Source organism: Dechloromonas hankyongensis (assembly GCF_022012295.1).
In the GTDB taxonomy this organism is placed as follows: domain Bacteria; phylum Pseudomonadota; class Gammaproteobacteria; order Burkholderiales; family Rhodocyclaceae; genus Azonexus; species Azonexus hankyongensis.
The window spans coordinates 1,011,337-1,032,641 of sequence record NZ_JAKLTN010000002.1; the positions used below are offsets into that span (position 1 = coordinate 1,011,337).

Consider the following 21,305-nt stretch of genomic DNA (forward strand, 5'->3'; position numbering starts at 1 on the left):
CGCCCGGATTGCGCATAGTTCACCCCCCTTTTTTGCTGCACTGCCGCACCCATGCTCGCACCCATCGAACACCGCATCGCCCTTGAACTGAACGTACGCCCGGCCCAGGTCAACGCCGCCATCGCCCTGCTCGACGAAGGCGCCACCGTGCCCTTCATCGCCCGCTACCGCAAGGAAGTCACCGGCGGCCTGGACGATACCCAGCTGCGGACACTGGAGGAGCGCCTCGGCTACCTGCGCGAACTGGAAGACCGCCGTGCCGCCATCCTGGCCAGCATCGACGAACAGGGCAAGCTGACGCCGGAATTGAAGGCCGAGATCGATGACGCCGAAACGAAGCAGCGCCTGGAAGACCTCTACCTGCCGTACAAGCAGAAGCGCCGTACCAAGGCCCAGATCGCCCGCGAAGCCGGCATCGAGCCGCTCGCCCTCGGCCTGCTGGAAAACCCGGAACTAGCGCCGGAAGACGAAGCCGAAAAGTACCTCAACGCCGAGGCCGGCTTTGCTGACACCAAGGCGGTGCTCGACGGCGCCCGCCAGATCCTGATGGAAAAATTCGCCGAGGATGCCGACCTGCTGCGCGGCCTGCGCGAATACCTCAACGAACATGGCCACGTCCGCTCGCAGGTCGTCGAAGGCAAGGAAACCGAGGGCGCCAAGTTCCGCGACTGGTTCGACTTCGCCGAGCCGATTGCCAACATGCCCTCGCACCGCGCCCTGGCCCTGCTGCGTGGTCGCAACGAGGGCGTGCTCGGCGTCACGCTGGTGCTCGACTCGGAACTCGACGAAGAGAACATCAAGCCCGGCCCCAATCCCTGCGAGCAGCGAATCGCCGCCCGCTACGGCATCAAGCACCAGAACCGCCCGGCCGACAAGTGGCTGCAAGACACCGTGCGCTGGACCTGGAAGGTCAAGGTCTATACCCATCTCGAACTCGAACTGATGAACGAGTTGCGCGAACGGGCCGAGGAAGAAGCCATCCGCATCTTCGGCAAGAACCTCAAGGACCTGCTGCTCGCCGCCCCGGCCGGCCAGCACGTGACCATGGGCGTCGACCCCGGCATCCGCACCGGATGCAAGATCGCCGTCGTCGACGCCACCGGCAAGCTGCTCGACACCGCCACTATCTACCCGCACGAGCCGCGCAACGACTGGGCCGGCTCCATCTCGACCATCGCTCGCCTGGCCTCCACGCATGGCGTGTCGCTGGTCGCCATCGGCAACGGCACGGCCAGCCGCGAAACCGACAAGCTGGTGCTGGACGTTATGAAGAAGTACCCGGAAGCCCGCCTGACCAAGATCGTCGTCTCGGAAGCCGGCGCCTCGGTCTATTCTGCCTCCGAACTGGCGGCCAAGGAATTCCCCGACCTCGACGTATCGATCCGCGGTGCGGTGTCGATCGCCCGTCGCCTGCAGGACCCGCTGGCCGAACTGGTCAAGATCGAGCCGAAATCGATCGGCGTCGGCCAATACCAGCATGACGTGTCGCAGACCAAGCTGGCGCGCAACCTCGACGCCGTGGTCGAGGACTGCGTGAATGCCGTCGGCGTCGATGTGAATACCGCCTCGGTACCGCTGCTCACCCGCATTTCCGGCCTCAATGCCGGGCTGGCCGCCAATATCGTCGGCTACCGTGACGCCAACGGGGCCTTCCGCTCGCGCGACGACCTGAAGAAGGTGCCGCGCCTCGGCGACAAGACTTTCGAACAGGCCGCCGGCTTCCTGCGCGTGCCGAACGGCGACAACCCGCTCGACGCCTCGTCGGTGCACCCGGAAGCCTACCCGCTGGTCGAGAAGATCATTGTCGACCTGAAGAAGCCGATCAAGGAAATCATGGGCGACGGCCGTCTGCTCAAGAGCCTGAACGCCAGCAAGTTTACCGACGACCGCTTCGGCCTGCCGACCGTGCAGGACATTTTCAAGGAACTGGAAAAGCCCGGCCGCGACCCGCGCCCGGAATTCAAGACGGCGACCTTCGCCGACGGCGTCGAAAAGGTCAGCGACCTGCGTCCCGGCATGATTCTCGAAGGCGTCGTCACCAACGTCGCCGCCTTCGGCGCCTTCGTCGATATCGGCGTCCATCAGGATGGCCTGGTGCACGTCTCGGCGCTGTCCAACACCTTCGTCAAGGACCCGCACGAAGTGGTCAAGGCCGGCCAGGTGGTGAAAGTGAAAGTGCTGGAAGTCGACCTGCAACGCCAGCGCATCGCGCTGACCATGTGCATGGGAGACGAACCGACGCAGGGCAAGCGCCCCGACAATGCACCGGCCAATCGCGGCAACGCGAACCCGCGCCAGCAGCAACGCAGCAGCGGCCCGGCGCCTTCCGGCAACGCGATGGCAGCGGCCTTCGCCAAACTCCGGAAGTAAATGCCGGTAGAAGAAATCGAAAAAAGCGGCTGCAAAGCCGCTTTTTTAAAGCCATTCACCGGAACTCCTCTCCGCTTCCATAGCCTAACGATCACCAGCAAGTTAAGTCGATTAGTCCATGCACTTGGCCAAAACACTCTGCGGAGTGGGCGCGTAGACGATTGCAGGAGTTAGCTTCTGGCAAGGCCCTTGGTTTGGTGTATAGCCCCGAGGGCCTTCTCTTTTTGTCGCCAATAGTTGTTGTTTAGTCAGCAGCGGTATTCCTTGCCAATGCGCTAACGAGCGACACCTGAAATCGACTATGGCTGTGACAGCGCGCCCGTCTGAATCGGTGCCACAAGGCATTGGCACAAAAACTGAGATAATCGCGTCGTTTCGGCATCAACAGCATCAACGGAGAACGTCCATGTCCGCCATCCGCATCTATGGCATCAAGAACTGCGACACCATGAAGAAGGCCATGAACTGGCTGGGCGACAATGGCGTCGATTACGAATTCGTCGATTACAAGAAGGCCGGCGTCGCCGAGGCCAATCTGCCCGACTGGGCGGCCCGCGCCGGTTGGGAAAAGCTCCTCAACACGCGCGGCCTGATGTGGAAAAAGCTGACCGATGACGAACGTGCCGGCGTTGACGAGCAGAAAGCCCTGAAGCTGATGGCCCAGTACCCGGCGCTCATCAAGCGTCCGGTACTCGACACCGGCAGCAAGCTGATGGTCGGTTTCACCCCCGACACTTATGCGGCGCAATTGAAATGAGCGACAGCTTCGTTCGCCGCTTCCTGTTCGAAGGCCTCGACATCCGCGGGGCCGTGGTCCATCTCGGCGATGCCTGGCAGCACATGCAGGCCGACCGCGACTACCAGCCCACCGTGGCGCAGTTGCTGGGCGAAACGGCTGCCGTCACGGCGCTGATCGCCGCCCAGTTGAAACAGCCCGGACGCCTGACCCTGCAATTGCGTGGCGGCGGCCCGATCCAGCTGCTGGTCATGGACTGCAACGAGCAACTGCAGATGCGCGGCATGGCGCGCAGCAATCCGGTCGTTTTGCCGGCGCCAGTGCCGGAATTGCTGGGCGCCCACCAGGGCGGCCAGTTGCTGATGAGCCTCGACCTGCCGACCGCCCGCCAGCCCTACCAGAGCTATGTCCCGCTGCTCGGCGACAGCATCGCCGGCATCTTCGAGCACTATCTGGAGCAATCGGAGCAGCAGCCCTCGCGCCTCTTCGCCACGGCGAGCCCGCGCGCTGCCGCCTGCCTGTTCCTGCAGAAGATGCCGGATGCCGACACCCGCGATCCTGACGGCTGGTCCCGCGTCACCCAGTTGGCAGCGACGGTGAAGACCGCCGAATTGCTGGAACTGGATACCGAAAGCCTGCTCGGCCGCCTCTTCCACGAGGACATCGAGGCCCATGGCATCCGCCTCTACGACCCGCTGCCGGTCGCCTACTACTGTCCGGAAGACTGGGAAAAGGTGCGCGACATGATCCGCAGCATCGGCCGCGCCGATGCCGAATCCATCCTGGCAGAACACGGTGAAATCCTGATCCGCGACGACATCTGCAATCGCGAATACCGCTTCTCGCCGGATGACGTGGCCGCCCTGTTCGCCGCCAGCGAAGGACGAGCGCTCAATTGATGCTCAGCCAGGAGGCGGGTGTACTCGGGCCGCAGGTAGCGCTGCTTTATCGCAATCTGCGTATCGGGCAGATTGTCTCGATTCTGAATGCGGGGCTTCTGGTCTGGATCGGTGCGCCGTATGTCGCCACCGAGTACCTGGCCGCCTGGGCCACTGTCGCCCTGGTCATCGCCGCGCTGCGCCTCGTCGGCGACCGCCGCTATCGGCAGCTCGATGGCGCGCAACGTGACGCCCAGGCTGCTTTCTGGCGGCAGCGGGCGATTATCGGCGCCACCCTCGGCGGCATCGCCTGGGCCGGGGGCACGGTCATGTTCATGACCGCCGGCGATCCAATCTTCAAGCTGTTCACCGCTTTCGTCATGGCCGGCATGGTCGCCGGCGCCGTCCAGGCGGTGGCGGCCGACCTCACCGCTTTCCGCTGCTACGCCTGGCCTGTCATCACCGCAGTCGCTTTCTGCGCTTTCAGCGTCGATAGCCTGGGCATCGCCTTTACGCTGATGAGCCTCATTTTCCTGGTTGCCGTGACGCGCAGCGCCCAGTTCTTCAACCAGGCACTGCACGACTCGATCCGGCTGGAACAGGAACAGGCCCGGCTGGCGCAGCATCTCGCCCATGCGCGTGCAGCGGCGGAGCAATCGCTGCGTGCCAAGACCGAGTTCCTGTCCAACATCAGCCATGAACTGCGCACCCCGATGAACGGCATCATCGGTATTGCCGACATCCTCGCGCTCGATGCCTCGGCGGAACAACAGGAACTGCTCGGCCACCTGCGCCAGTCGTCCGATCTGTTGATGACGCAGATCAACCATCTGATCCGCCTTTCCGAGCTTGAAGCCGGACATGTCAAGCCGAAAGCCGCCCCCTTCATCACCGCCGAACTACTTTCCCGGACGATCTTCGGACACCAGAGCCAGGCTTCGGCTAAAGGCATCGCGCTGGTGCTCGACTCCGACCCTGCCCTGCCTGCCGTCGTGGTTGGCGACAGCGATTGCCTGACTGATGCCCTGCGCCATCTAGTCGCCAATGCGATCAAGTTCACTGAACGCGGCACGGTCAGCGTCGCCTGTCGCCTGCATCGGTACGACGGCGGCACGGCCTGGGTCGAATTCGCCGTCAGCGACACCGGCTCCGGCATTGCACCGGATGCCCTGAAGGCGATCAAAGGGTTGCTGGTCCAAGCCGATGGCTCAAGTATCCGCCGCCATGGCGGTCTTGGCGTCGGGCTGGCGATCGTGCGCCGTCTGGTCGAATTGCTGGGTGGAGAATTGCGCATCGTCAGCACACCCGGCAAAGGCAGCGTGTTCAGCTTCGCCATCCCCTTCGCGCTGCCCGCCGAAGAAAGCCTAGCCGACGCCGCGTAGTCAGGGCCGGCCGATCACAGCACCTTGCCCGGATTCATCAGGCCATGTGGATCGAGCACCTGCTTGATCGAACGCATCAGCGCCATTTCGACCGGGCTCTTGTAGCGCAGGATTTCCTCGCGCTTCAGCTGCCCCAGACCGTGCTCCGCGGAAATCGAGCCGTTGAGGGCATGGACGGCATCATGCACGAGGCGATTAACCTGCGGCTGGCTGGTAAGAAAAGCCGCGTTGTCCAGGGCATCGGGTTTGGACAGGTTGTAATGCAGGTTGCCGTCCCCGACGTGGCCGAAGGCGACGACGCGGATTCCCGGGAAGGCCTGGCTCAGCGCCGCATCGGCGGCGGCCAGGAAATCGGCGATGCGCGACACCGGCACCGCCACGTCGTGCTTGATGCTGATGCCCTCGATCTTCTGGGCTTCGGAAATGTTTTCGCGTAAGGCCCACAGCTTGCCGGCCTGCGCTTCGGAGGCGGCCACCACCCCATCACCCACCTCGCCGGACACCAAGCGTGCAGCCAGCCAGGCCTCGACGGCGGCCGGCTCGGCGTCGGAGAACTCGGCCAGCACGCACCATGGGCTGACCACACCCGGCCGCTGGCTGCCAGGGATGTTCTTGAGGACCAGTTGCAGGGCGTTTTCGGAAACCAGCTCGAAAGCGGTCAATTGGGCGTCGAAGACCGATTTGGCGGCCGTGAGCAGATCGACCGCCGCAGCCGGCGTTGCAACATTCAGCCAGCAGGTCGTCTGCCGCTTCGGCAGCGGAAAGAGCTTGAGCACGGCGGCGGTGATCACGCCGAGCGTTCCTTCGGCGCCGATGAACAGGTGCTTCAGGTCGTAGCCGGTATTGTCCTTGCGCAGACCGCGCAGGCCGTCCCAGACTTCGCCGCTGGGCAGCACGACTTCCAGGCCGAGGGTCAGTTCGCGGGTGTTGCCGTAGCGCAGGACCTGTACGCCGCCGGCATTGGTCGACAGGTTGCCGCCGATCTGGCAAGTGCCTTCCGAAGCCAGCGCCAGCGGAAACAGCCGGTCGACGGCGCACGCCGCTTCCTGCACGGCGGCCAGGGTGCAGCCGGCCTCGACGGTGATGGTGTTGTTGCGGGTATCGACAGCCAGAACGCGATTGAGTCGCCCCAGGCTGAGAACGACTGCGGCGCCCGCCACATCCGGCGTCGCCGCGCCGCACAGGCTGGTGTTGCCGCCCTGCGGCACGATAGCCACACCGGCCTCGGCGCAGGCTTTGACCACGGCCGCCACTTCGGCGGTGCTGCCGGGCCGGACGACGCAGCGCGCCGCCCCGCGGTAACGGCCGCGCCAGTCGGTGACGAAAGGCGCGATATCGGCCGGCTCGCTCAGCACCTGCGCGGCGCCGACGATGCCGACCAGGGTGGATATCAGGTCAGACGATTTCGGCGTAGAGGTCATGGTGGTCGGCATCGATGACCTTGACCTGCAGGAAGTCGCCCGGCTGGGCGTCGAAATGGCCGTCGATGTAGACCAGGCCGTCGATTTCCGGCGCATCGGCCTTGGAACGGGCGATGGTGCCTTCCTCGTCCACCTCGTCTACCAGCACTTCGATGACGGTATCGATCTTGGCGGCCAGCTTCTCGGCCGAAATGTCTTCCTGCACCTGCATCAGCCAGCGGCGACGATCCTCGCGCACCTCTTCCGGCGGCAGGCCTTCGATTTCGTTGGCCTTGGCCCCTTCGACCGGCGAATAGGCGAAGGCGCCGACGCGGTCGAGCTTGGCGTCTTCCAGGAACTGGATCAACTGGTCGAAATCCTCTTCCGTTTCGCCGGGGAAGCCGGTGATGAAGGTCGAACGGATGACAATTTCCGGGCAGATCGAGCGCCACTTGGCGATGCGTTCCAGCGTGTTCTCGGCCGATGCCGGGCGCTTCATGGCCTTGAGGATCTTCGGGCTGGCGTGCTGGAACGGGACATCGAGGTAGGGCAGGATCTTGCCCTCGGCCATCAGCGGAATCACGTCGTCGACCGACGGATACGGATAGACGTAGTGCAGGCGGACCCAGATGCCGAACTGCGCCATGGCTTCGCACAATTCCTTCAGGCGGGTCTTCACCGGCTTGCCGCCCCAGAAGCCGGTGCGGTATTTCAGATCGACGCCGTAGGCCGAGGTGTCCTGCGAGATGACCAGCAATTCCTTGACGCCGGCGCGGGCCAGGTTCTCGGCTTCGGCCAGCACGTCGCCGACCGGCCGCGAGACGAGCGGGCCGCGCAGCGACGGGATGATGCAGAAGGTGCAGCTATGGTTGCAGCCTTCGGAAATCTTCAGGTAGGCGAAGTGGTCCGGCGTCAGACGCACGCCCTGCGGCGGCACCAGGTCGGTGTAGGGGTCGTGCGGCTTGGGCAGGTGCTGATGCACATAGCCCATCACTTCGTCGGCGGCATGCGGGCCGGTGACGGCGAGCACGGACGGGTGCGTCGACTGCACGATGTCGCCCTTGGCGCCCAGGCAGCCGGTGACGATGACCTTGCCGTTTTCGTTGAGCGCTTCGCCGATGGCATCGAGCGATTCCTCGACCGCGGCATCGATGAAGCCGCAGGTATTGACGATCACCAGGTCGGCATCGTCGTAGTTGGGCGACAGGTTGTAGCCCTCGGCGCGCAGCTTGGTCAGGATGCGTTCGGTGTCGCTGCCGGCTTTTGGGCAACCTAGGGAAACAATGCCGACGGTCGGCACTTTGATATCAGTAGTCATGCGATGAAACCTTGTCCGGACTGGCCGGCGAGCAAAACGTCTATTTTACCGGGTGAACGCCAAAACCTTGGCGCAAACGCTCAGGCCGGCAAGCGGGCGATGGCCTTCTTCAAGGCTGCGAAACAGCCGGGATCGATGGCTGTGCCGACGTTTTCGGCCATGATCTCGAGCGTTTTCGGAATCGGCACGGCGCCGCGATAGGGGCGCTCGGCGGTGATGGCGTCGAAGATGTCGGCGGTGGTGATGATGCGGGTTTCGAGGCAGATCTGGTCGGCCGACACGCCGCGTGGATAGCCCTTGCCGTCGAGGCGTTCGTGGTGGGCACCGGCGACGCGCGCCAGTTCGGCGAAGGCGCCGATGCGCGACAGGATGGCTTCGGTATAGGCGGCATGCGCCTGCACCGCCGCCCATTCGTCGGCGTCGAGCTTGCCCGGCTTGTCGAGCACGCTGTTGCTGACGCCCAGCTTGCCGACATCGTGCAGCAAGGCGCCGCGTTTCAGCCAGCGGCGGCGTTCCGGCGACAGGCCCATGGTCTCGGCGATGAGATCGGTGTACAAGGCGACGCGGGCGCTGTGGCCGCTGGTGTAGGGGCTTTTCGAGTCGACCACCTGGCCGAAAGCGGTGGCGATGTCGTCGAGGTAGTCGTCGTCCAGCGCCACGCTGTGCGCCGGCGGCTCCAGGGCCAGCACGGCGCTCGTCACCTCTGGCGAAGCGAGCGTTTTCCAGAACGACTCATCGGCAGCGATGGCATCGAAAATATCGACCAGGATCGGATCGAACCACCCCCCTGCCCGGCCGCGCACTTCGTCCAGCGCCGCCTGCGGGCCACCGGCCGTATGGAAGACATCGACCACCTGGGCGAGCAGCGCAATCCGCGAAAATAGCGGAATCGCCTCGCCAGCCAGCCGCTGCGGCCGGCCCTGCCCGTTGTAGTGCTCATCCAGGCTGTAGATGCCGGCCGACACGCTCTCGGGAAAACGCAGCAGACGAGCGATTTCGGCGCCGCGCTGGCAGCGCGTGGAAATCAGCTCCTGAGCAATCTCGTCACCTTGGCGAACGATGGTCAGGAAACTACGGAAACGCTCGGCCAGCGGCGCTTTTAGCCCGGTGTGGCCGAGCACGAAGCGCAGCACCTGCGGCAGGCTGTCACCGACCGTCTTGTAATCGCGCTTGAAACTGAGGTCATCGGTCGCATACAGCTCGCAGATACGCGCCGCATTGCTGCTGCAGCCGAGGTCCTTGAGCAACAACGTGTAGTAGAGGCTCCACAATGCATCATCGGTGAGGCCGAGGCGACGGCCGATATGCATGCCGATCCAGCAGCAGCGGATGCAATGCCCTTCCGGCTGCCCCTCGGTAATATCCAGCGCATGGCTAAGCGCCGAAATCAGCTCGGAAAGCTGAAGCTGATCTGCGGAAGCTGCGCCTGCAGGGCGTATGAGTCGGTCCACCATGGCTCTGGATGATTCACCAAAATCGATAAAAACTCAATTCCATCGAACAAAAACAAAAAGGCAAACCTGCATGGTTTGCCTTTTTGCTGCTTGGAGCCGATTACGGCGCTCAGATCACCAGCTGCGTCCCCAGTTCGACGACCCGGTTGGTGGGAATCTGGAAGAAATCGCTGGCGCTGGTCGCGTTCTTGGACATCACGGCGAACAGTCGGGCCCGAAGCAGCGTCATCCGCCGGGTCATCGATGGCACGATGGTTTCACGCGACAGGTAGAAAGTGGTTTCCATCAAGTCGAAGCGCTCGCCCTGATGCTTGCACAGTTCAAGCACCGCCGGAATGTCCGGGCTTTCCATGAAGCCGTAGCGGACGATGATGCGCATGAAGCCCTTGCCCATGCGGTGGATATAGATGCGGTCCATGTCGTTGACGTGCGGCGTACCGGCCGTTTGCACGGTAACCAGCACGACGCGCTCATGCAGCACCTGGTTGTGCTTCAGATTGTGCAACAGGGCCGGCGGCACGCCTTCCTTGGAACTGGTCATGAACACCGCCGTGCCATTGACGCGATGTACATCGTCGATGGCGGTAATGAAGTCCTCCATCGGTATGCTCAGCTTGGCCATTTCCTGCGACACCAGGCGACGGCCACGGCGCCAGGTGGTCAGCACGCTGAAGGAAATCAGCCCCATGGCGATCGGGAACCAGCCGCCTTCCGGAATCTTGATGGCATTGGCGGCGAAGAAGGCGATATCGACGGTCAGGAAAAAGCCGGCCACCACGACCACCAGCGGCCAATGCCATTTCCACATCAGCACCATGACGAAGGCGACCAGGATAGTGTCGATCAGCATCGTCCCGGTCACCGCGATACCGTAAGCGGCAGCCAGGTTGGACGAGGACTTGAAGCCGATGACCAGCGCCACGACAGCCAGATAGAGGCTCCAGTTGGTGAAGGGCACATAGATTTGCCCTTCCTCGTGACCCGACGTATGGATGATCTGCATGCGCGGCAGCAGGCCCATCTGCACCGACTGGCGGGCCACCGAGAAGGCGCCGGAAATGACCGCCTGCGACGCGATAACGGTGGCCAGGGTGGCCAGTCCGAGCATGGGGATCAGCGCCCAGTCCGGCGCCAGATGGAAGAAGGGATTCTGGATCGCTTCCGGCTCGGCGAGCAGCAGCGCGCCCTGGCCGAAGTAGTTGAGGACCAGCGCCGGCATGACGAAGCCAAACCAGGCCAGTCGAATCGGGAAACGCCCAAAATGCCCCATGTCGGTATACAGCGCCTCGCCGCCGGTCACCGCCAGCACCACCGAGCCGAGCGCCAGGAAGGCCAGCCAGGGATAGGAGCCGATGAAAACCAGGGCAAACAGCGGGTTCAGCGCTGCCAGCACGCCCGGATTGTGCATGATCTGGAGCACGCCGAGCAGGCCGAGAATGGCGAACCAGCCGGTCATGATCGGCCCGAAGAACAGGCCGACCGAGCCGGTGCCGCGTTTCTGGATGAAGAACAGCCCGGTCAGGATGATCAGCGTGATCGGGATGACGTAGGGCTTGAGGGCCGGCGTCACCAGTTCCATTCCCTCGACAGCGGAAAGCACCGAAATCGCCGGCGTGATCATGCTGTCGCCGTAGAACAGCGCGGCGGCAAAGATGCCGAGCAAGGTGATCACCCAGGCCAGGCGGGGATTCTTGGCCCGGTCGGTGACCAGGGCGAGCAAGGCGAGCGAGCCGCCCTCGCCGCGGTTGTCGGCACGCATGATGATCAGCACGTATTTCAGCGAAACCAGCAGCACGATGGACCAGAACACCATCGACAGGATGCCGAGGATGTTTTCCGGGGTCACCGGTATGGGATGATGGCCGTTGAAGATTTCCTTCAGCGCATAGAGCGGGCTGGTGCCGATATCGCCAAAAACGACGCCGATGGCGCCCAGTGTCAGCGTAGACAGGGCCTGACGTGACTGCATGATTCCCCCAGGGGCGGCTAAGGATGCGCCCGATCATTTTCAAGCTGCCGGCAATCTAGCACGCCGACCTGACTGGAACCAGCCGGCAGGTCAAAACAAAAAGGCGGCTGGCGCCGCCTTGATCAGGAATATCGGTGATTCCTTGCCCGGAATGCTCCGGCCTATTTCAACAAACCGAGCCGCGCCGCCAGCCAGCGCGTCGTCGTCGCCTGCAGCAGGATGGTGAGCAGGATGGCCATGAAGGTCACGGACGAAATCATCGGCCCCAGTTGCAGCAAGGCCTGACCGGTCGCTTGCGTAGCGGCATCGGCGCTGGCCGCCAGATCCCGGCCGCGCGAGGTCAGCGCAGCGCTGAGAAAGCCCGCCAGGGCTGCCGGAATGACGCCGGTTTCCCGCGTCCAGAACATGAACAGCAAGTCTTCCTTGACCCAGCCGGCACGACGGTCTGGCAAGCAGCTGGCCAGCACGGTCGCCGGGCGGGCGATCAGCATGAAGACGGCAACCACGCCCAGGGCCGGCAGCCAGTATTTGCCCAGCACGGCGAAATCGACCTGCGAACCGAGCAGCAGGAAGATGCACATACGCAGCATCAGCGCGGCATGGGCCAGGAAGCTGTGCATTTCGTTCAAGTCGCCATCCGGCACCTCGCAGCCCAGCGCGTCGGCATTACCGAACACCAGGCCGCAGCAGAAAACCGCCATGAAACCGCTGGCCGCCTCGATATGCATGCCGGCCAGTTGCCCCATGGCGACCACGCCGTCGGTAGCGACCAAATAGGAGCCGGCGATCAGCAGCGGCAGCAATACCGGTTCCGAGCCTTTCAGCCAGTCGAAACGCGATACGCCATAGGCCGCGGCATAGGCCAGCGCCGTACCGATCAGCGCCCCGCCGAAAGCCTGCCAGAGCAGCCCGCCGAGCGCACCGCCCCAGGAAAATTCGCCGCTGCTGCCCATGACGATACCGAGCACCGAAAAAGTCAGGATGGCGCCCGTCGCATCGTTGAACGCCGATTCGGTGACCACCGTCTGCTGGACATGGTCGCGAATGGGAACCTGACGGAAGACCGGCACCAGCGTGGCCGGATCGGTGGAGGCGATGACGGCGGCGAGCAGCAACGCGTACAGCCAGTCGAGCCCGAGCAGATAATGCGTGGCAACGGCGGTAATCAGCGCGGTGACCACGACGCCCAGCGTCGCCAGATTGACCACCGAAACGATCACCCGCTTCAGCACCTTGAACTGGATCGACATGCCACCTTCGAACAACAGCGTGGCGGCACCGAAAACCAGCAGCAACTGGTTGATGGTCGAATCCGGATGCACCGAAAAAACGCCGAGAATCGACGGACCGAGAACGATGCCGAGCAGCAGGTAGATCGCGATATCCGGAATTTTGAGCTTCCATGTGGCCCACAAGGCGGCAAGGCCACCGAGCAGCAGGAACATCATGGTTTTCAGGATCAACATGGCGTGAACCACGCCTTCGCTACCTTCCATCGGACATCCCCTCGCTTCTCAGAATGGGCCGAAGAATAGCCGCCGGCCTTTGGAATGTCGATTAGGGAAAATCTCCCCCGGCAATGCGGTCGCGCAGCAGCACCGCTACCGGCGGCCACAAAAAGGCACTACAGCATAAAACCGAGAAAAAACTGCCCGTTTGGAACAGGATTGGTTATAATGCGGCCCCTTTCGCGTCCTTAGCTCAGTTGGTAGAGCGTCGCCCTTACAAGGCGAATGTCGGCGGTTCGACCCCGTCAGGACGCACCAGGTTGCCCATGTGGCTCAGTGGTAGAGCACTCCCTTGGTAAGGGAGAGGTCGGCAGTTCGATCCTGCCCATGGGCACCACTTTTCCCGGTCGTCATGCGACTGTGGACCCGCCTCCGTAATTCCCGTGTGATTTCCCGTGTATTTCGCTGCCGCTCTGGTCGATCAGGCTTTGGCGGCATGCATGCCTTGCTGGCGCAGGGCGGCGAGGAATTCGCTGAAATTGGCTTCACGCACGGAAATCCCGCTCAAGGTGTCGCGCAGGCTGAAAATGCTCATTTCATCCTGGCCGGATTGCGCCTCACCCTTGCCGACAGCGGCGTTGGCGGGCTGCGAACGTAAGTTTTTGAAGTGAGTGGCAGACATGGCGGGGCTCTCTTGTCGGGTTGTTTGTCTAGTGTGATTTCATTCTGCCAAAGCCCGGCAAATCGTCTGTGATCAAATTCACATGGAATCCAATATCCAGGCCATGGCGCCGCGCCGTCCAGTGTTCGCGGCGCTTCGGTATCGCGCCGACCCTGTGTAAACTGCGGGCACCGTTTCTTCAACCCGAAATCCGCATGGATAGCACCGACCTCGCCGCCGTCTGGCTGACCTTGAAACTGGCCACGGTGGTCACGCTGCTGCTGCTCGTCGTCGGCACGCCGATCGCCTGGTGGCTGGCGCGCACCCGCTCCGCCTTCAAGGGCATGGTCGGCGCCGTGGTCGCCCTGCCCCTGGTGCTACCGCCGACGGTGATCGGCTTCTACCTGCTGGTCGTCATGGGTCCGAACGGCCCGCTCGGTCAGCTGACCCAGTCGCTCGGCCTCGGCCTGCTGGCCTTCACCTTTCCCGGCCTGGTCATCGCTTCGGTTTTCTACTCGCTGCCCTTCGTCGTGCAGCCCATCCAGAACGCCTTCGAAGCCATCGGCGACGGCCCGCTCGAAGTGGCCGCCACGCTGCGCGCCAGCCCGTGGGATGCCTTCTGGTCGGTCGCCGTGCCGCTCGCCAAGCCCGGCTTCCTATCCGGCGCCATTCTCGGCTTTGCCCATACCGTGGGCGAGTTCGGTATCGTGTTGATGATAGGTGGCAACATCCCGGACAAGACCCGCGTCGTGTCGGTGCAGATCTACGACCACGTCGAGGCGCTCGAATACGCCCAGGCCCACTGGCTGGCCGGCGGCATGGTGCTGTTCAGCTTCCTGGTGCTGATGGCGCTATACACCTTCAACCCGTCCCGGCGGAGGCCGGCATGAGCGGCGATATCCGCGCCCGCTTCCGTATCGACCGCGGCAGCTTCGCCCTCGATGTCGACCTGAACCTGCCGGGGCGCGGCGTGACCGCGCTGTTCGGCCATTCCGGCTCGGGCAAAACCACCTGCTTGCGCGCCATGGCCGGCCTGGAACGGACGCCCGACGGCTATTTCGCGCTGGGCGACGAGGTCTGGCAGGACGAGGCGCGTGACCTTTTCCTGCCACCGCACCGCCGCGCCCTCGGCGTGGTGTTCCAGGAGGCAGGCCTGTTTCCCCACCGCTCGGTGCGCGGCAACATGGAATACGGCCAGCAGCGGACGGGCGACACCGGCACGCTGGCCTTGTCCGATGTCGCCGACCTGCTCGGCATCCGGCACCTGCTCGACCGTTCACCGCAGCAGCTGTCGGGCGGGGAACGCCAGCGCGTCGCCATCGCCCGCGCCCTGCTCGCTGCCCCCAAGGTGCTGCTAATGGACGAACCGCTGGCAGCGCTCGACCTGAAACGCAAGCTGGAAATCCTGCCCTATCTGGAACGCCTGCACCGTGAACTGGCCATCCCCATCATCTACGTCAGCCACGCGCCGGACGAGGTGGCCCGCCTGGCCGATCATCTGGTGCTGCTCGACAGCGGCAAGGTGGTGGCCAGCGGCCCGCTCAACAACGTGCTCAGCCGCCTCAACCTGCCGGCCGCCTTCGCCGACGACGCCGGGGTGGTCATCGAGGCCGCCGTCGCCGCGCACGAAGCGGACGACCTGACCCGCCTCGAATTCCCGGGCGGCATGATTTTCGTGTCGCGTCGGACGGAAGCGGTCGGCACCTTCCTGCGCTGCCGCATCCACGCCCGCGACATCAGCCTGACCCTGGTGCCGCAGACCCTGTCGAGCATCCTGAACTGCGTGACGGCGACGGTCGTCGACCTGGCGCCGACCGACACGCCGGGCCACGTGCTGGTCCGCTTGGAGGCCGGCGGCGAACCGCTGCTCGCCCGCATCACCCGGCGTTCGGCCGACAAGCTGGAAATTCGTCCGGGACTGGTTCTGCGCGCCCAGATCAAGGCGGTCGCACTGCTCGCCTGAGGTGCCGGTAACGCCCGACGCAAGCGCGGGCGAAATCAGTCAGCCAGTTCGATCTGCCCGCTGACGTTGGTGGTGATGGTGCTTTCCCCCGCCTCGATCGGCGCCGGCGCGGCTTCGGCCGCCATCATCGCAGCGCGGGCACCGCGCAGCAGGGGAACCGGCGTACCGCCGCCCTGGTTGATGTGCATCTGCTTGATCTGCCAGGTCTTGCCCAACTGTTCGCCGACCACCGCCGCGCGGTTCTGGAAGGCACGAATGGCCTCGCGCATGGCCTCATCCTCGGCCTGGCGGCGGGTTTCCGGCGCCGGCATCTGGCTGATGTCGCCCACCGCCAGGCGCATCTGCTGCAGGCGCCCGAGCAGTTCGGACACCGCTCCGAAATCCTTCGATTCGATCAGCACTTCGCTGCGCATGCGCCAGCCGTCGATCTTCCGGGACTGGGTGTAGATCGGATAGGTCGATTGGCTGCCTGTCTTCACCGTCACGCCTTTTTTCTCGCGGATGATCCTCAGGGCCTCGGCGATATTGCCGTTCACCTGGCGCGCCAGATCGGCCGGGTTGCTGCCGCTGGCCTCGCTGTAGACGCTGGCCCGCACCATGTCGTTGGCCGCCGGCCGGCTGGCCTCGGCCGACAGATCGACCAAGGCGCCGGCCTGGGCGGAGGCGGCCAGGCCGGCTGCGAGCAGGGAAAGCAAAGTTTTCTTCATCAAATGTCCTTGTCGCGCAGGCGACCGTAAATGACCAACAGCACGATGGCGACGACCACCGAGGCGATGAAACCGGCGCCCTCGCCGGCCCGGTACCAGCCCATCGCCTGGCCGATCACGCCGGCCAGAAAGGAACCGGCGATCCCGAGCAGGACGGTGGCGATGAAGCCCATGTTGTCCTTGCCCGGATGCAGAAACTTGGCGATGACGCCAATCACGAGTCCAACCAGAATGGTCCACACGATACCCATGGCTATTCCCCTTTTTCTGTCGCATTGACACCGGCCGGCGGACCGCCGAGCCCTTCGCTTACCGCTCGCTGCATTGATGATAGTAACGCTTTGTCATCGCCGCGGTTGTCAGCGCTGCCTAAAGTTTTTTGCGCCTTTGCCGCCTTTGCTCAGACTCAGCCGGCCGCCAGGCGTTCGGCCAGATTGTCCATCAGTACCCTTACCCGGTGCGGTACGTGGCGGTTGCTGGGCAGCATGGCGTAGATGCCGAGTTCGGGCGTCGGGAAATCGGCCAGGATTTCGACCACGCGACCGGTGGCCAGGAAATCGTCGGCGATGAAATCCGGCTGGCAGGTGATGCCCAGGCCCTGCGCCGCCGCTTCGGTCAGCACCTCGCCGTTGTTGGCGTTCAGCCGGCTGCGCACATGGAAATTCTCCAGCTGGCCATCGACGAGGAATTGCCAGGCCAGCGCGCTGCCGGCATTGGTGTAGCCGAGGCAGACGTGGTGGGCGAGTTCGGCCGGGTGGCGTGGCGTGCCATGGCGCGACAGGTAATCCGGCGCGGCGAGGACCAGCATGCGTCCGGACCCGATGCGGCGGGCCACGTCGCCGGCGTCGAGCCGCCGTGTGATGCGGATCGCCAGGTCGATGCCCTCCTCGATCAGATTTATGCGGCGATCGGTGTAGTCCATGTCGAGCATCACTTCCGGGTAGCGCTGGCTGAAATCGAGCAGCAGCGGCGCCAGACGTTTCAGGCCGTAGCTCAGCGGCAGGCTGATGCGGATGCTACCGCGCGGCGTCTGGCGCTCTTCGGCGACGCCCGTTTCGGCGGCCTCGACCAGGTTCAGGATGACCCGGCACTTTTCCAGGTAGGCGGTGCCGGCCGAGGTCAGGGTCAGACGCCGCGTGCTGCGCGCCATCAGCTTGATGCCCAGATGCGCCTCCAGCCCGGCGATCTGCCGCGTCACCACGGAGCGGGCGACGCCGATCTGCTGGGCGGCGGCGGCGAAGCTGCCCAGTTCGGCCACCCGCACGAACAATTGCATTGCGTCGAGACGATCCATTGTTGCTAACTCTGCAATAGTGATTTGCGAATTGTCCTCTATTTCGCACCAAAAAAGGAGCATACAGTGCATCCATCGCCACAGGAGTTGTCACCATGAACCCGACCCAATTAGCCCTCTTCGTCCCGCACGGCGCGCCGACCTTTGCGCTGCGCCCGGGCGCAGCCGGCGCCGCCCTGGTCGAACTGGCGGCCAAGCTGCCCCTGCCGCGCGCCATCGTCATCGTCAGCGCCCACTGGGATACGGCCGTCCCCACCGTCGGCTTCGCCGACCGCCTGGAAACCATCCACGACTTCTGGGGCTTCCCGGAAGAGCTGTACGCCATCCGCTACCCGGCCACCGGCTGCCCGGAGGCCTCCCGCGAAGTGGTCGCCGCGTTGGAAAAGGCCGGCCTACCGTTTGCAGTCGATACGAAACGCGGCCTCGACCACGGCGCCTGGGTGCCGCTGCGCCTGATGTTCCCCGACGCCGAGGTGCCGGTCATTCCGGTTTCGGTGCAGAGCGGCGGCGGCCCGGAACAGGCCTACGCGCTCGGTCGTGCCCTGGCGCCGCTGGCCGACCAGGGTTTCCTGATCGTCGGCTCGGGCAGCATCACGCACAACCTGCGCGACTTCCAGGCGGCCTGGCAAAACGGCGGCCAGACCCCGGCCTATGTCCGCGAATTCGCCGACTGGCTGGCGACACAGACCGCCGCCGGCGACCTGCCGGCCCTGCTCGACTACCGCCGCCAGGCACCGGGCGGCGTGCAGGCTCACCCGAGCGAGGAACATCTGCTGCCCTTCTATGTCGCACTCGGGGCCGGCGGCAAGAATCCGACGGCGCGCCGCTTCCACGCCGGCATCGACGACTACGTCATCGCCATGGACGCCTATGCATTCGAACAAGGAGAACACGCATGAGCTACACCAAAACCGCCAAGGTCCTGCACTGGCTGATGGCCATCCTGCTCTTCGGCCTGCTGGCGCTGGGCTTCTACATGCACGACCTGCCGCTGTCGCCGGACAAGCTGAAGCTCTATTCGTGGCACAAGTGGGCCGGCGTCACCGCCTTCCTGCTGCTCGCCTTCCGCCTGCTGTGGCGCTTCACGCACCACCCGCCGGCCCTGCCCGCCAGCATGCCGAAGATCATGCAGTTCGCCGCCCACGCCGGCCATCTGATGCTCTACGTACTGATGATCGCCATCCCGCTGTCCGGCTGGCTGATGAGTTCGGCCAAGGGTTTCCAGACCGTCTATTTCGGCGTGCTGCCCCTGCCCGACCTGCTCGACAAGAACAAGGAAGTCGGCGACCTGCTGGCCCTGGTGCACAAGAGCCTGAACCTGCTCTTCATCGCCGTGCTCGCCGGCCACATCGGCGCCGCCCTGAAGCACCACTTCATCGACAAGGACGACATCCTGACCCGGATGCTGCCCAAGCACTGACACCCCACACCAAACGGAGAACCGACATGAAAAAAATCATCCTCGCCGTCGCCCTGGCCAGCGCCTTCTCGGCCCAGGCCGCCGAATTCACCCAGGTCCAGCCGGACAAGAGCGCCATCAACTTCGTCTATAAGCAGATGGGCGTCGCCGTCGATGGCAAGTTCAAGAAATTCGCCAGCCAGCTGACTTTCGACCCGGCCAAGCCGACTGCCGCCAAGGCCACTTTCGACGTCGATCTGGCCAGCGTCGACACCGGCGCCGTCGAAGGCGACCAGGAAGTCGCCGGCAAGCCATGGTTCAACACCAAGGCCTTCCCGACCGCCAAGTTCGTTTCCGGCACCGTCAAGCCGCTCGGCGGCAACAAGTACGAAGTCGCCGGCCAGCTCAGCATCAAGGGTAAGACGCAGGATGTGGTCGTCCCCGCCACCTTCACCGCCCAGGGCAATACTGGCGTGTTCGACGGCAGCTTCACCATCCGCCGCGCCGACTTTTCCATCGGCGAAGGCTCCTGGGCCAAGTTCGACATCGTCGCCAACGACGTCCTGATCAAGTTCCGCATCACCGCCACCAGCAAGTAACCCCCCATCCCCACAGGAGAAAACCCCCATGAAGAAGCAAGTCGCCACCCTCGTTCTCGCCCTCGCCGCCGCCGTGCCGGCCTTCGCCGCCCCGGAAACCTTCGTCGCCGACAGCACCCACACCTTCTCGCGCTTCTCGTACAGCCACTTCGGCTTCACGACCCAGCTGTCGCGCTTCAACAAGAACAGCGGCAAGGTCGTCTTCGACAAGGCCGCCAAGACCGGCTCGGTCGACATCACCATCGACACCAAGTCGGTCGACACCGGCTACGACACCTTCAACGAGCACATCCAGGGCGAAGACTTCCTCGACACCGGCAAGTACCCGACCGCCCACTTCAAGTCCACCAAGGTCATCTTCGAAGGCGACAAGCCGGCCAAGATCGAAGGCAACCTGACCCTCAAGGGCGTCACCAAGCCGGTCACCCTGACCGTCACCTCCTTCCTGGCCATGCCGCACCCGATGCTGAAGAAGGACGCCATCGGTGCCAACGCTTATACCGTGGTCAAGCGTTCCGAATTCAACGCCGGCAAGTACGCCCCGCACGTCGGCGACGATGTCCGCATCGACGTGACCCTCGAAGCGATCAAGGATTAAGCGGAACTCCGCTGCACACCGACAACGCCGGCCACTCAGGCCGGCGTTTTTGCTGGTGCATCCAATTCATTCGACCCGCTGGATGATCTTCCAGGCGTACAGCACGCTCGCTTCGCCGAATTCGTGTTCGGTCTCGATATCCCACCAGCGCTGGTTCTCCGGGCCGAAGGGGCCGAGATATTGCCAGTGGCGTTGTTCGCCGCTGCACAGCTCGACCAGATAAACGGCGCCGGGCAGCAGTTCGTCATGTGTTGAATTCACCAGTAGTTCTCACTCGCAAAGTTTCCCGGCTCCCGGCTACGGTCGGGGCGCAGGCCACGCGCTTGCAGGATGCCGCGCACATCGTCCAGCATCTGCGGATTGCCGCAGATCAGTAGCCGCGACCGCTCCCGGTCGATGGGCAAATCGACCTTCCTTTCCAGCGAGCCGTCGGTGAGCAGCGTGGTCAGGCGCTGCCCCAGCACGCCGGGGACCGCCTCCCGGGTGACGACCGGGACATAGTGCAGCTTGGCCTTGGCATCGGCAAACAGTTCGTCCTCGGCCAGCGCGGCGATTTCCTCCTGGTAGGCGAGTTCCTTGGCCTCGCGCACGCTGTAGGCGAGAACGATGTTTTCATATTGCTCCCAGACCTCGGGATCGCGCAGGATGGACAGAAACGGCGCCAAGCCGGTGCCGCTGGCCAGCAGCCACAAATCCTCGCCGCCGACGAAGCGGCTGGTCGTCAGATAGCCGTAGGGCAACTTCTCGACGTAGATCGGCTCATCGACGCCGAGTTCGGCCAGGCGGGTCGAGAAAGCCCCATCCGGAACGAGGACCGAAAAAAATTCCAGGTACTCGTCGTAATTCGCCGACAGCATCGAGTAGGGACGCCAGACGATGTCGCCCGCCACTCCCGCCAGGCCGAGCCGGACGAACTGCCCCGGTTGAAAGCGGAAACTCTTGCTGCGCGTAGTCTGGAACGACAGCAGCTTGTCGCACCAGGTGCGGATCGACAGCACGCGCTCCTGCGTGGCCTTGTCGGTCGGCACGGCCGGGACCGGCGCGACGCCGGGGCTATATGTCGTTGCAAACTTCATCCGAAATCCTCGCATCGGGCGCTCCCCGCCCGGTCGGTTCACTTGCCTGGGGA

General features: G+C 64.1%; 21 protein-coding genes and 2 tRNA genes. 12 read left to right on the plus strand and 11 right to left on the minus strand.

Translation table 11 applies throughout. From position 1 onward, the window contains the following. Window positions 1–51: 51 nt before the first annotated feature. The 4 genes from LZ012_RS13445 (at window position 52) to LZ012_RS13460 (ending at window position 5,366) form a co-directional block, all read left to right on the plus strand. Window positions 52–2,370, plus strand: coding sequence for a Tex family protein (locus LZ012_RS13445; RefSeq protein WP_275711325.1), 2,319 nt, complete (start codon window positions 52–54; stop codon window positions 2,368–2,370). Between the two features lie 406 nt (window positions 2,371–2,776). Further along, a complete protein-coding gene (locus LZ012_RS13450; RefSeq protein WP_275711326.1) occupies window positions 2,777–3,127 on the plus strand; it encodes an arsenate reductase in 351 nt (116 codons plus the stop codon). Then, entirely contained in the window at window positions 3,124–4,005 is an 882-nt protein-coding gene (gene hslO / locus LZ012_RS13455; RefSeq protein WP_275711327.1) for an Hsp33 family molecular chaperone HslO, read from the plus strand. Before LZ012_RS13450 ends, hslO begins: the two co-directional genes overlap by 4 nt. Further along, on the plus strand, window positions 4,005–5,366 hold the full coding sequence (locus LZ012_RS13460; protein ID WP_275711776.1) for a sensor histidine kinase: 1,362 nt from the start codon (window positions 4,005–4,007) through the stop codon (window positions 5,364–5,366). Before hslO ends, LZ012_RS13460 begins: the two co-directional genes overlap by 1 nt. 14 nt (window positions 5,367–5,380) lie before the next feature. Here LZ012_RS13460 and LZ012_RS13465 read toward each other — a convergent pair whose 3' ends face one another. The 5 genes from LZ012_RS13465 to LZ012_RS13485 form a co-directional block, all read right to left on the minus strand. Continuing rightward, window positions 5,381–6,799, minus strand: a complete 1,419-nt coding sequence (locus LZ012_RS13465) for an FAD-binding oxidoreductase (protein WP_275711328.1) — start codon at window positions 6,797–6,799, stop codon at window positions 5,381–5,383. Beyond that, on the minus strand, window positions 6,762–8,084 hold the full coding sequence (rimO, locus tag LZ012_RS13470) for a 30S ribosomal protein S12 methylthiotransferase RimO (protein ID WP_275711329.1): 1,323 nt from the start codon (window positions 8,082–8,084) through the stop codon (window positions 6,762–6,764). Before rimO ends, LZ012_RS13465 begins: the two co-directional genes overlap by 38 nt. An 80-nt stretch (window positions 8,085–8,164) precedes the next feature. Continuing rightward, window positions 8,165–9,394, minus strand: coding sequence for an HD-GYP domain-containing protein (locus LZ012_RS13475; RefSeq protein WP_275711330.1), 1,230 nt, complete (start codon window positions 9,392–9,394; stop codon window positions 8,165–8,167). A 253-nt stretch (window positions 9,395–9,647) separates the two neighbouring features. Continuing rightward, window positions 9,648–11,507 (minus strand): potassium transporter Kup, encoded by a 1,860-nt coding sequence (locus tag LZ012_RS13480; RefSeq protein ID WP_275711331.1) that lies wholly within the window; start codon window positions 11,505–11,507, stop codon window positions 9,648–9,650. A gap of 161 nt (window positions 11,508–11,668) precedes the next feature. Continuing rightward, window positions 11,669–13,003: a cation:proton antiporter gene (locus LZ012_RS13485; RefSeq protein WP_275711332.1), complete on the minus strand. Its 1,335-nt coding sequence runs from the start codon at window positions 13,001–13,003 to the stop codon at window positions 11,669–11,671. Window positions 13,004–13,197: 194 nt separating this feature from the next. Between LZ012_RS13485 and LZ012_RS13490 the strand changes: the two genes are divergently transcribed. Next, a tRNA-Val gene (locus LZ012_RS13490) sits at window positions 13,198–13,273 on the plus strand. Window positions 13,274–13,277: 4 nt separating this feature from the next. After that, window positions 13,278–13,352, plus strand: a tRNA-Thr gene (locus LZ012_RS13495). 84 nt (window positions 13,353–13,436) lie between these two features. Here the strand turns inward: LZ012_RS13495 and LZ012_RS13500 are convergent. After that, complete coding sequence (locus LZ012_RS13500) at window positions 13,437–13,637, minus strand: hypothetical protein (protein WP_275711333.1); 201 nt, start codon at window positions 13,635–13,637, stop codon at window positions 13,437–13,439. 194 nt (window positions 13,638–13,831) lie between these two features. Here LZ012_RS13500 and modB point away from each other — a divergent pair, with 194 nt between their 5' ends. Both modB and modC read left to right on the plus strand, forming a co-directional pair. After that, entirely contained in the window at window positions 13,832–14,506 is a 675-nt protein-coding gene (gene modB / locus LZ012_RS13505; protein WP_275711335.1) for a molybdate ABC transporter permease subunit, read from the plus strand. Continuing rightward, window positions 14,503–15,579 (plus strand): molybdenum ABC transporter ATP-binding protein, encoded by a 1,077-nt coding sequence (modC, locus tag LZ012_RS13510; RefSeq protein WP_275711336.1) that lies wholly within the window; start codon window positions 14,503–14,505, stop codon window positions 15,577–15,579. Before modB ends, modC begins: the two co-directional genes overlap by 4 nt. A gap of 35 nt (window positions 15,580–15,614) precedes the next feature. On the opposite strand, the gene LZ012_RS13515 is transcribed toward modC, so the two are convergent. The 3 genes from LZ012_RS13515 to LZ012_RS13525 all read right to left on the minus strand — a co-directional run bounded on the left by LZ012_RS13515 (window position 15,615) and on the right by LZ012_RS13525 (window position 17,580). Continuing rightward, window positions 15,615–16,286 (minus strand): SIMPL domain-containing protein, encoded by a 672-nt coding sequence (locus tag LZ012_RS13515; protein WP_275711337.1) that lies wholly within the window; start codon window positions 16,284–16,286, stop codon window positions 15,615–15,617. Then, window positions 16,286–16,537: a GlsB/YeaQ/YmgE family stress response membrane protein gene (locus tag LZ012_RS13520; RefSeq protein WP_275711338.1), complete on the minus strand. Its 252-nt coding sequence runs from the start codon at window positions 16,535–16,537 to the stop codon at window positions 16,286–16,288. Before LZ012_RS13520 ends, LZ012_RS13515 begins: the two co-directional genes overlap by 1 nt. A gap of 155 nt (window positions 16,538–16,692) precedes the next feature. Next, entirely contained in the window at window positions 16,693–17,580 is an 888-nt protein-coding gene (locus LZ012_RS13525; RefSeq protein ID WP_275711339.1) for a LysR family transcriptional regulator, read from the minus strand. A gap of 95 nt (window positions 17,581–17,675) precedes the next feature. On the opposite strand from LZ012_RS13525, the gene LZ012_RS13530 reads away from it, so the two are divergent. The 4 genes from LZ012_RS13530 to LZ012_RS13545 are packed head-to-tail and all read left to right on the plus strand — an operon-like array spanning window position 17,676 to window position 20,176. Beyond that, window positions 17,676–18,479 carry a DODA-type extradiol aromatic ring-opening family dioxygenase gene (locus tag LZ012_RS13530; RefSeq protein WP_275711340.1) on the plus strand — a complete coding sequence of 268 codons (804 nt, stop codon included), beginning with the start codon at window positions 17,676–17,678 and terminating at the stop codon, window positions 18,477–18,479. After that, window positions 18,476–19,000 (plus strand): cytochrome b, encoded by a 525-nt coding sequence (locus LZ012_RS13535; RefSeq protein WP_275711341.1) that lies wholly within the window; start codon window positions 18,476–18,478, stop codon window positions 18,998–19,000. The genes LZ012_RS13530 and LZ012_RS13535 overlap by 4 nt, the downstream gene beginning before the upstream one ends. Before the next feature lie 26 nt (window positions 19,001–19,026). Further along, entirely contained in the window at window positions 19,027–19,578 is a 552-nt protein-coding gene (locus LZ012_RS13540; protein ID WP_275711342.1) for a YceI family protein, read from the plus strand. A 28-nt stretch (window positions 19,579–19,606) separates the two neighbouring features. After that, window positions 19,607–20,176 carry a YceI family protein gene (locus LZ012_RS13545; RefSeq protein ID WP_275711343.1) on the plus strand — a complete coding sequence of 190 codons (570 nt, stop codon included), beginning with the start codon at window positions 19,607–19,609 and terminating at the stop codon, window positions 20,174–20,176. A gap of 66 nt (window positions 20,177–20,242) precedes the next feature. Here the strand turns inward: LZ012_RS13545 and LZ012_RS13550 are convergent, their stop codons facing one another. Next, the gene (locus tag LZ012_RS13550; protein ID WP_275711344.1) at window positions 20,243–20,437 is read right to left on the minus strand and encodes a hypothetical protein; all 195 of its coding nucleotides are present in this window, start codon (window positions 20,435–20,437) and stop codon (window positions 20,243–20,245) included. Next, window positions 20,434–21,252 carry a ferredoxin--NADP reductase gene (locus LZ012_RS13555; protein ID WP_275711345.1) on the minus strand — a complete coding sequence of 273 codons (819 nt, stop codon included), beginning with the start codon at window positions 21,250–21,252 and terminating at the stop codon, window positions 20,434–20,436. Before LZ012_RS13555 ends, LZ012_RS13550 begins: the two co-directional genes overlap by 4 nt. Window positions 21,253–21,305: the final 53 nt, after the last annotated feature.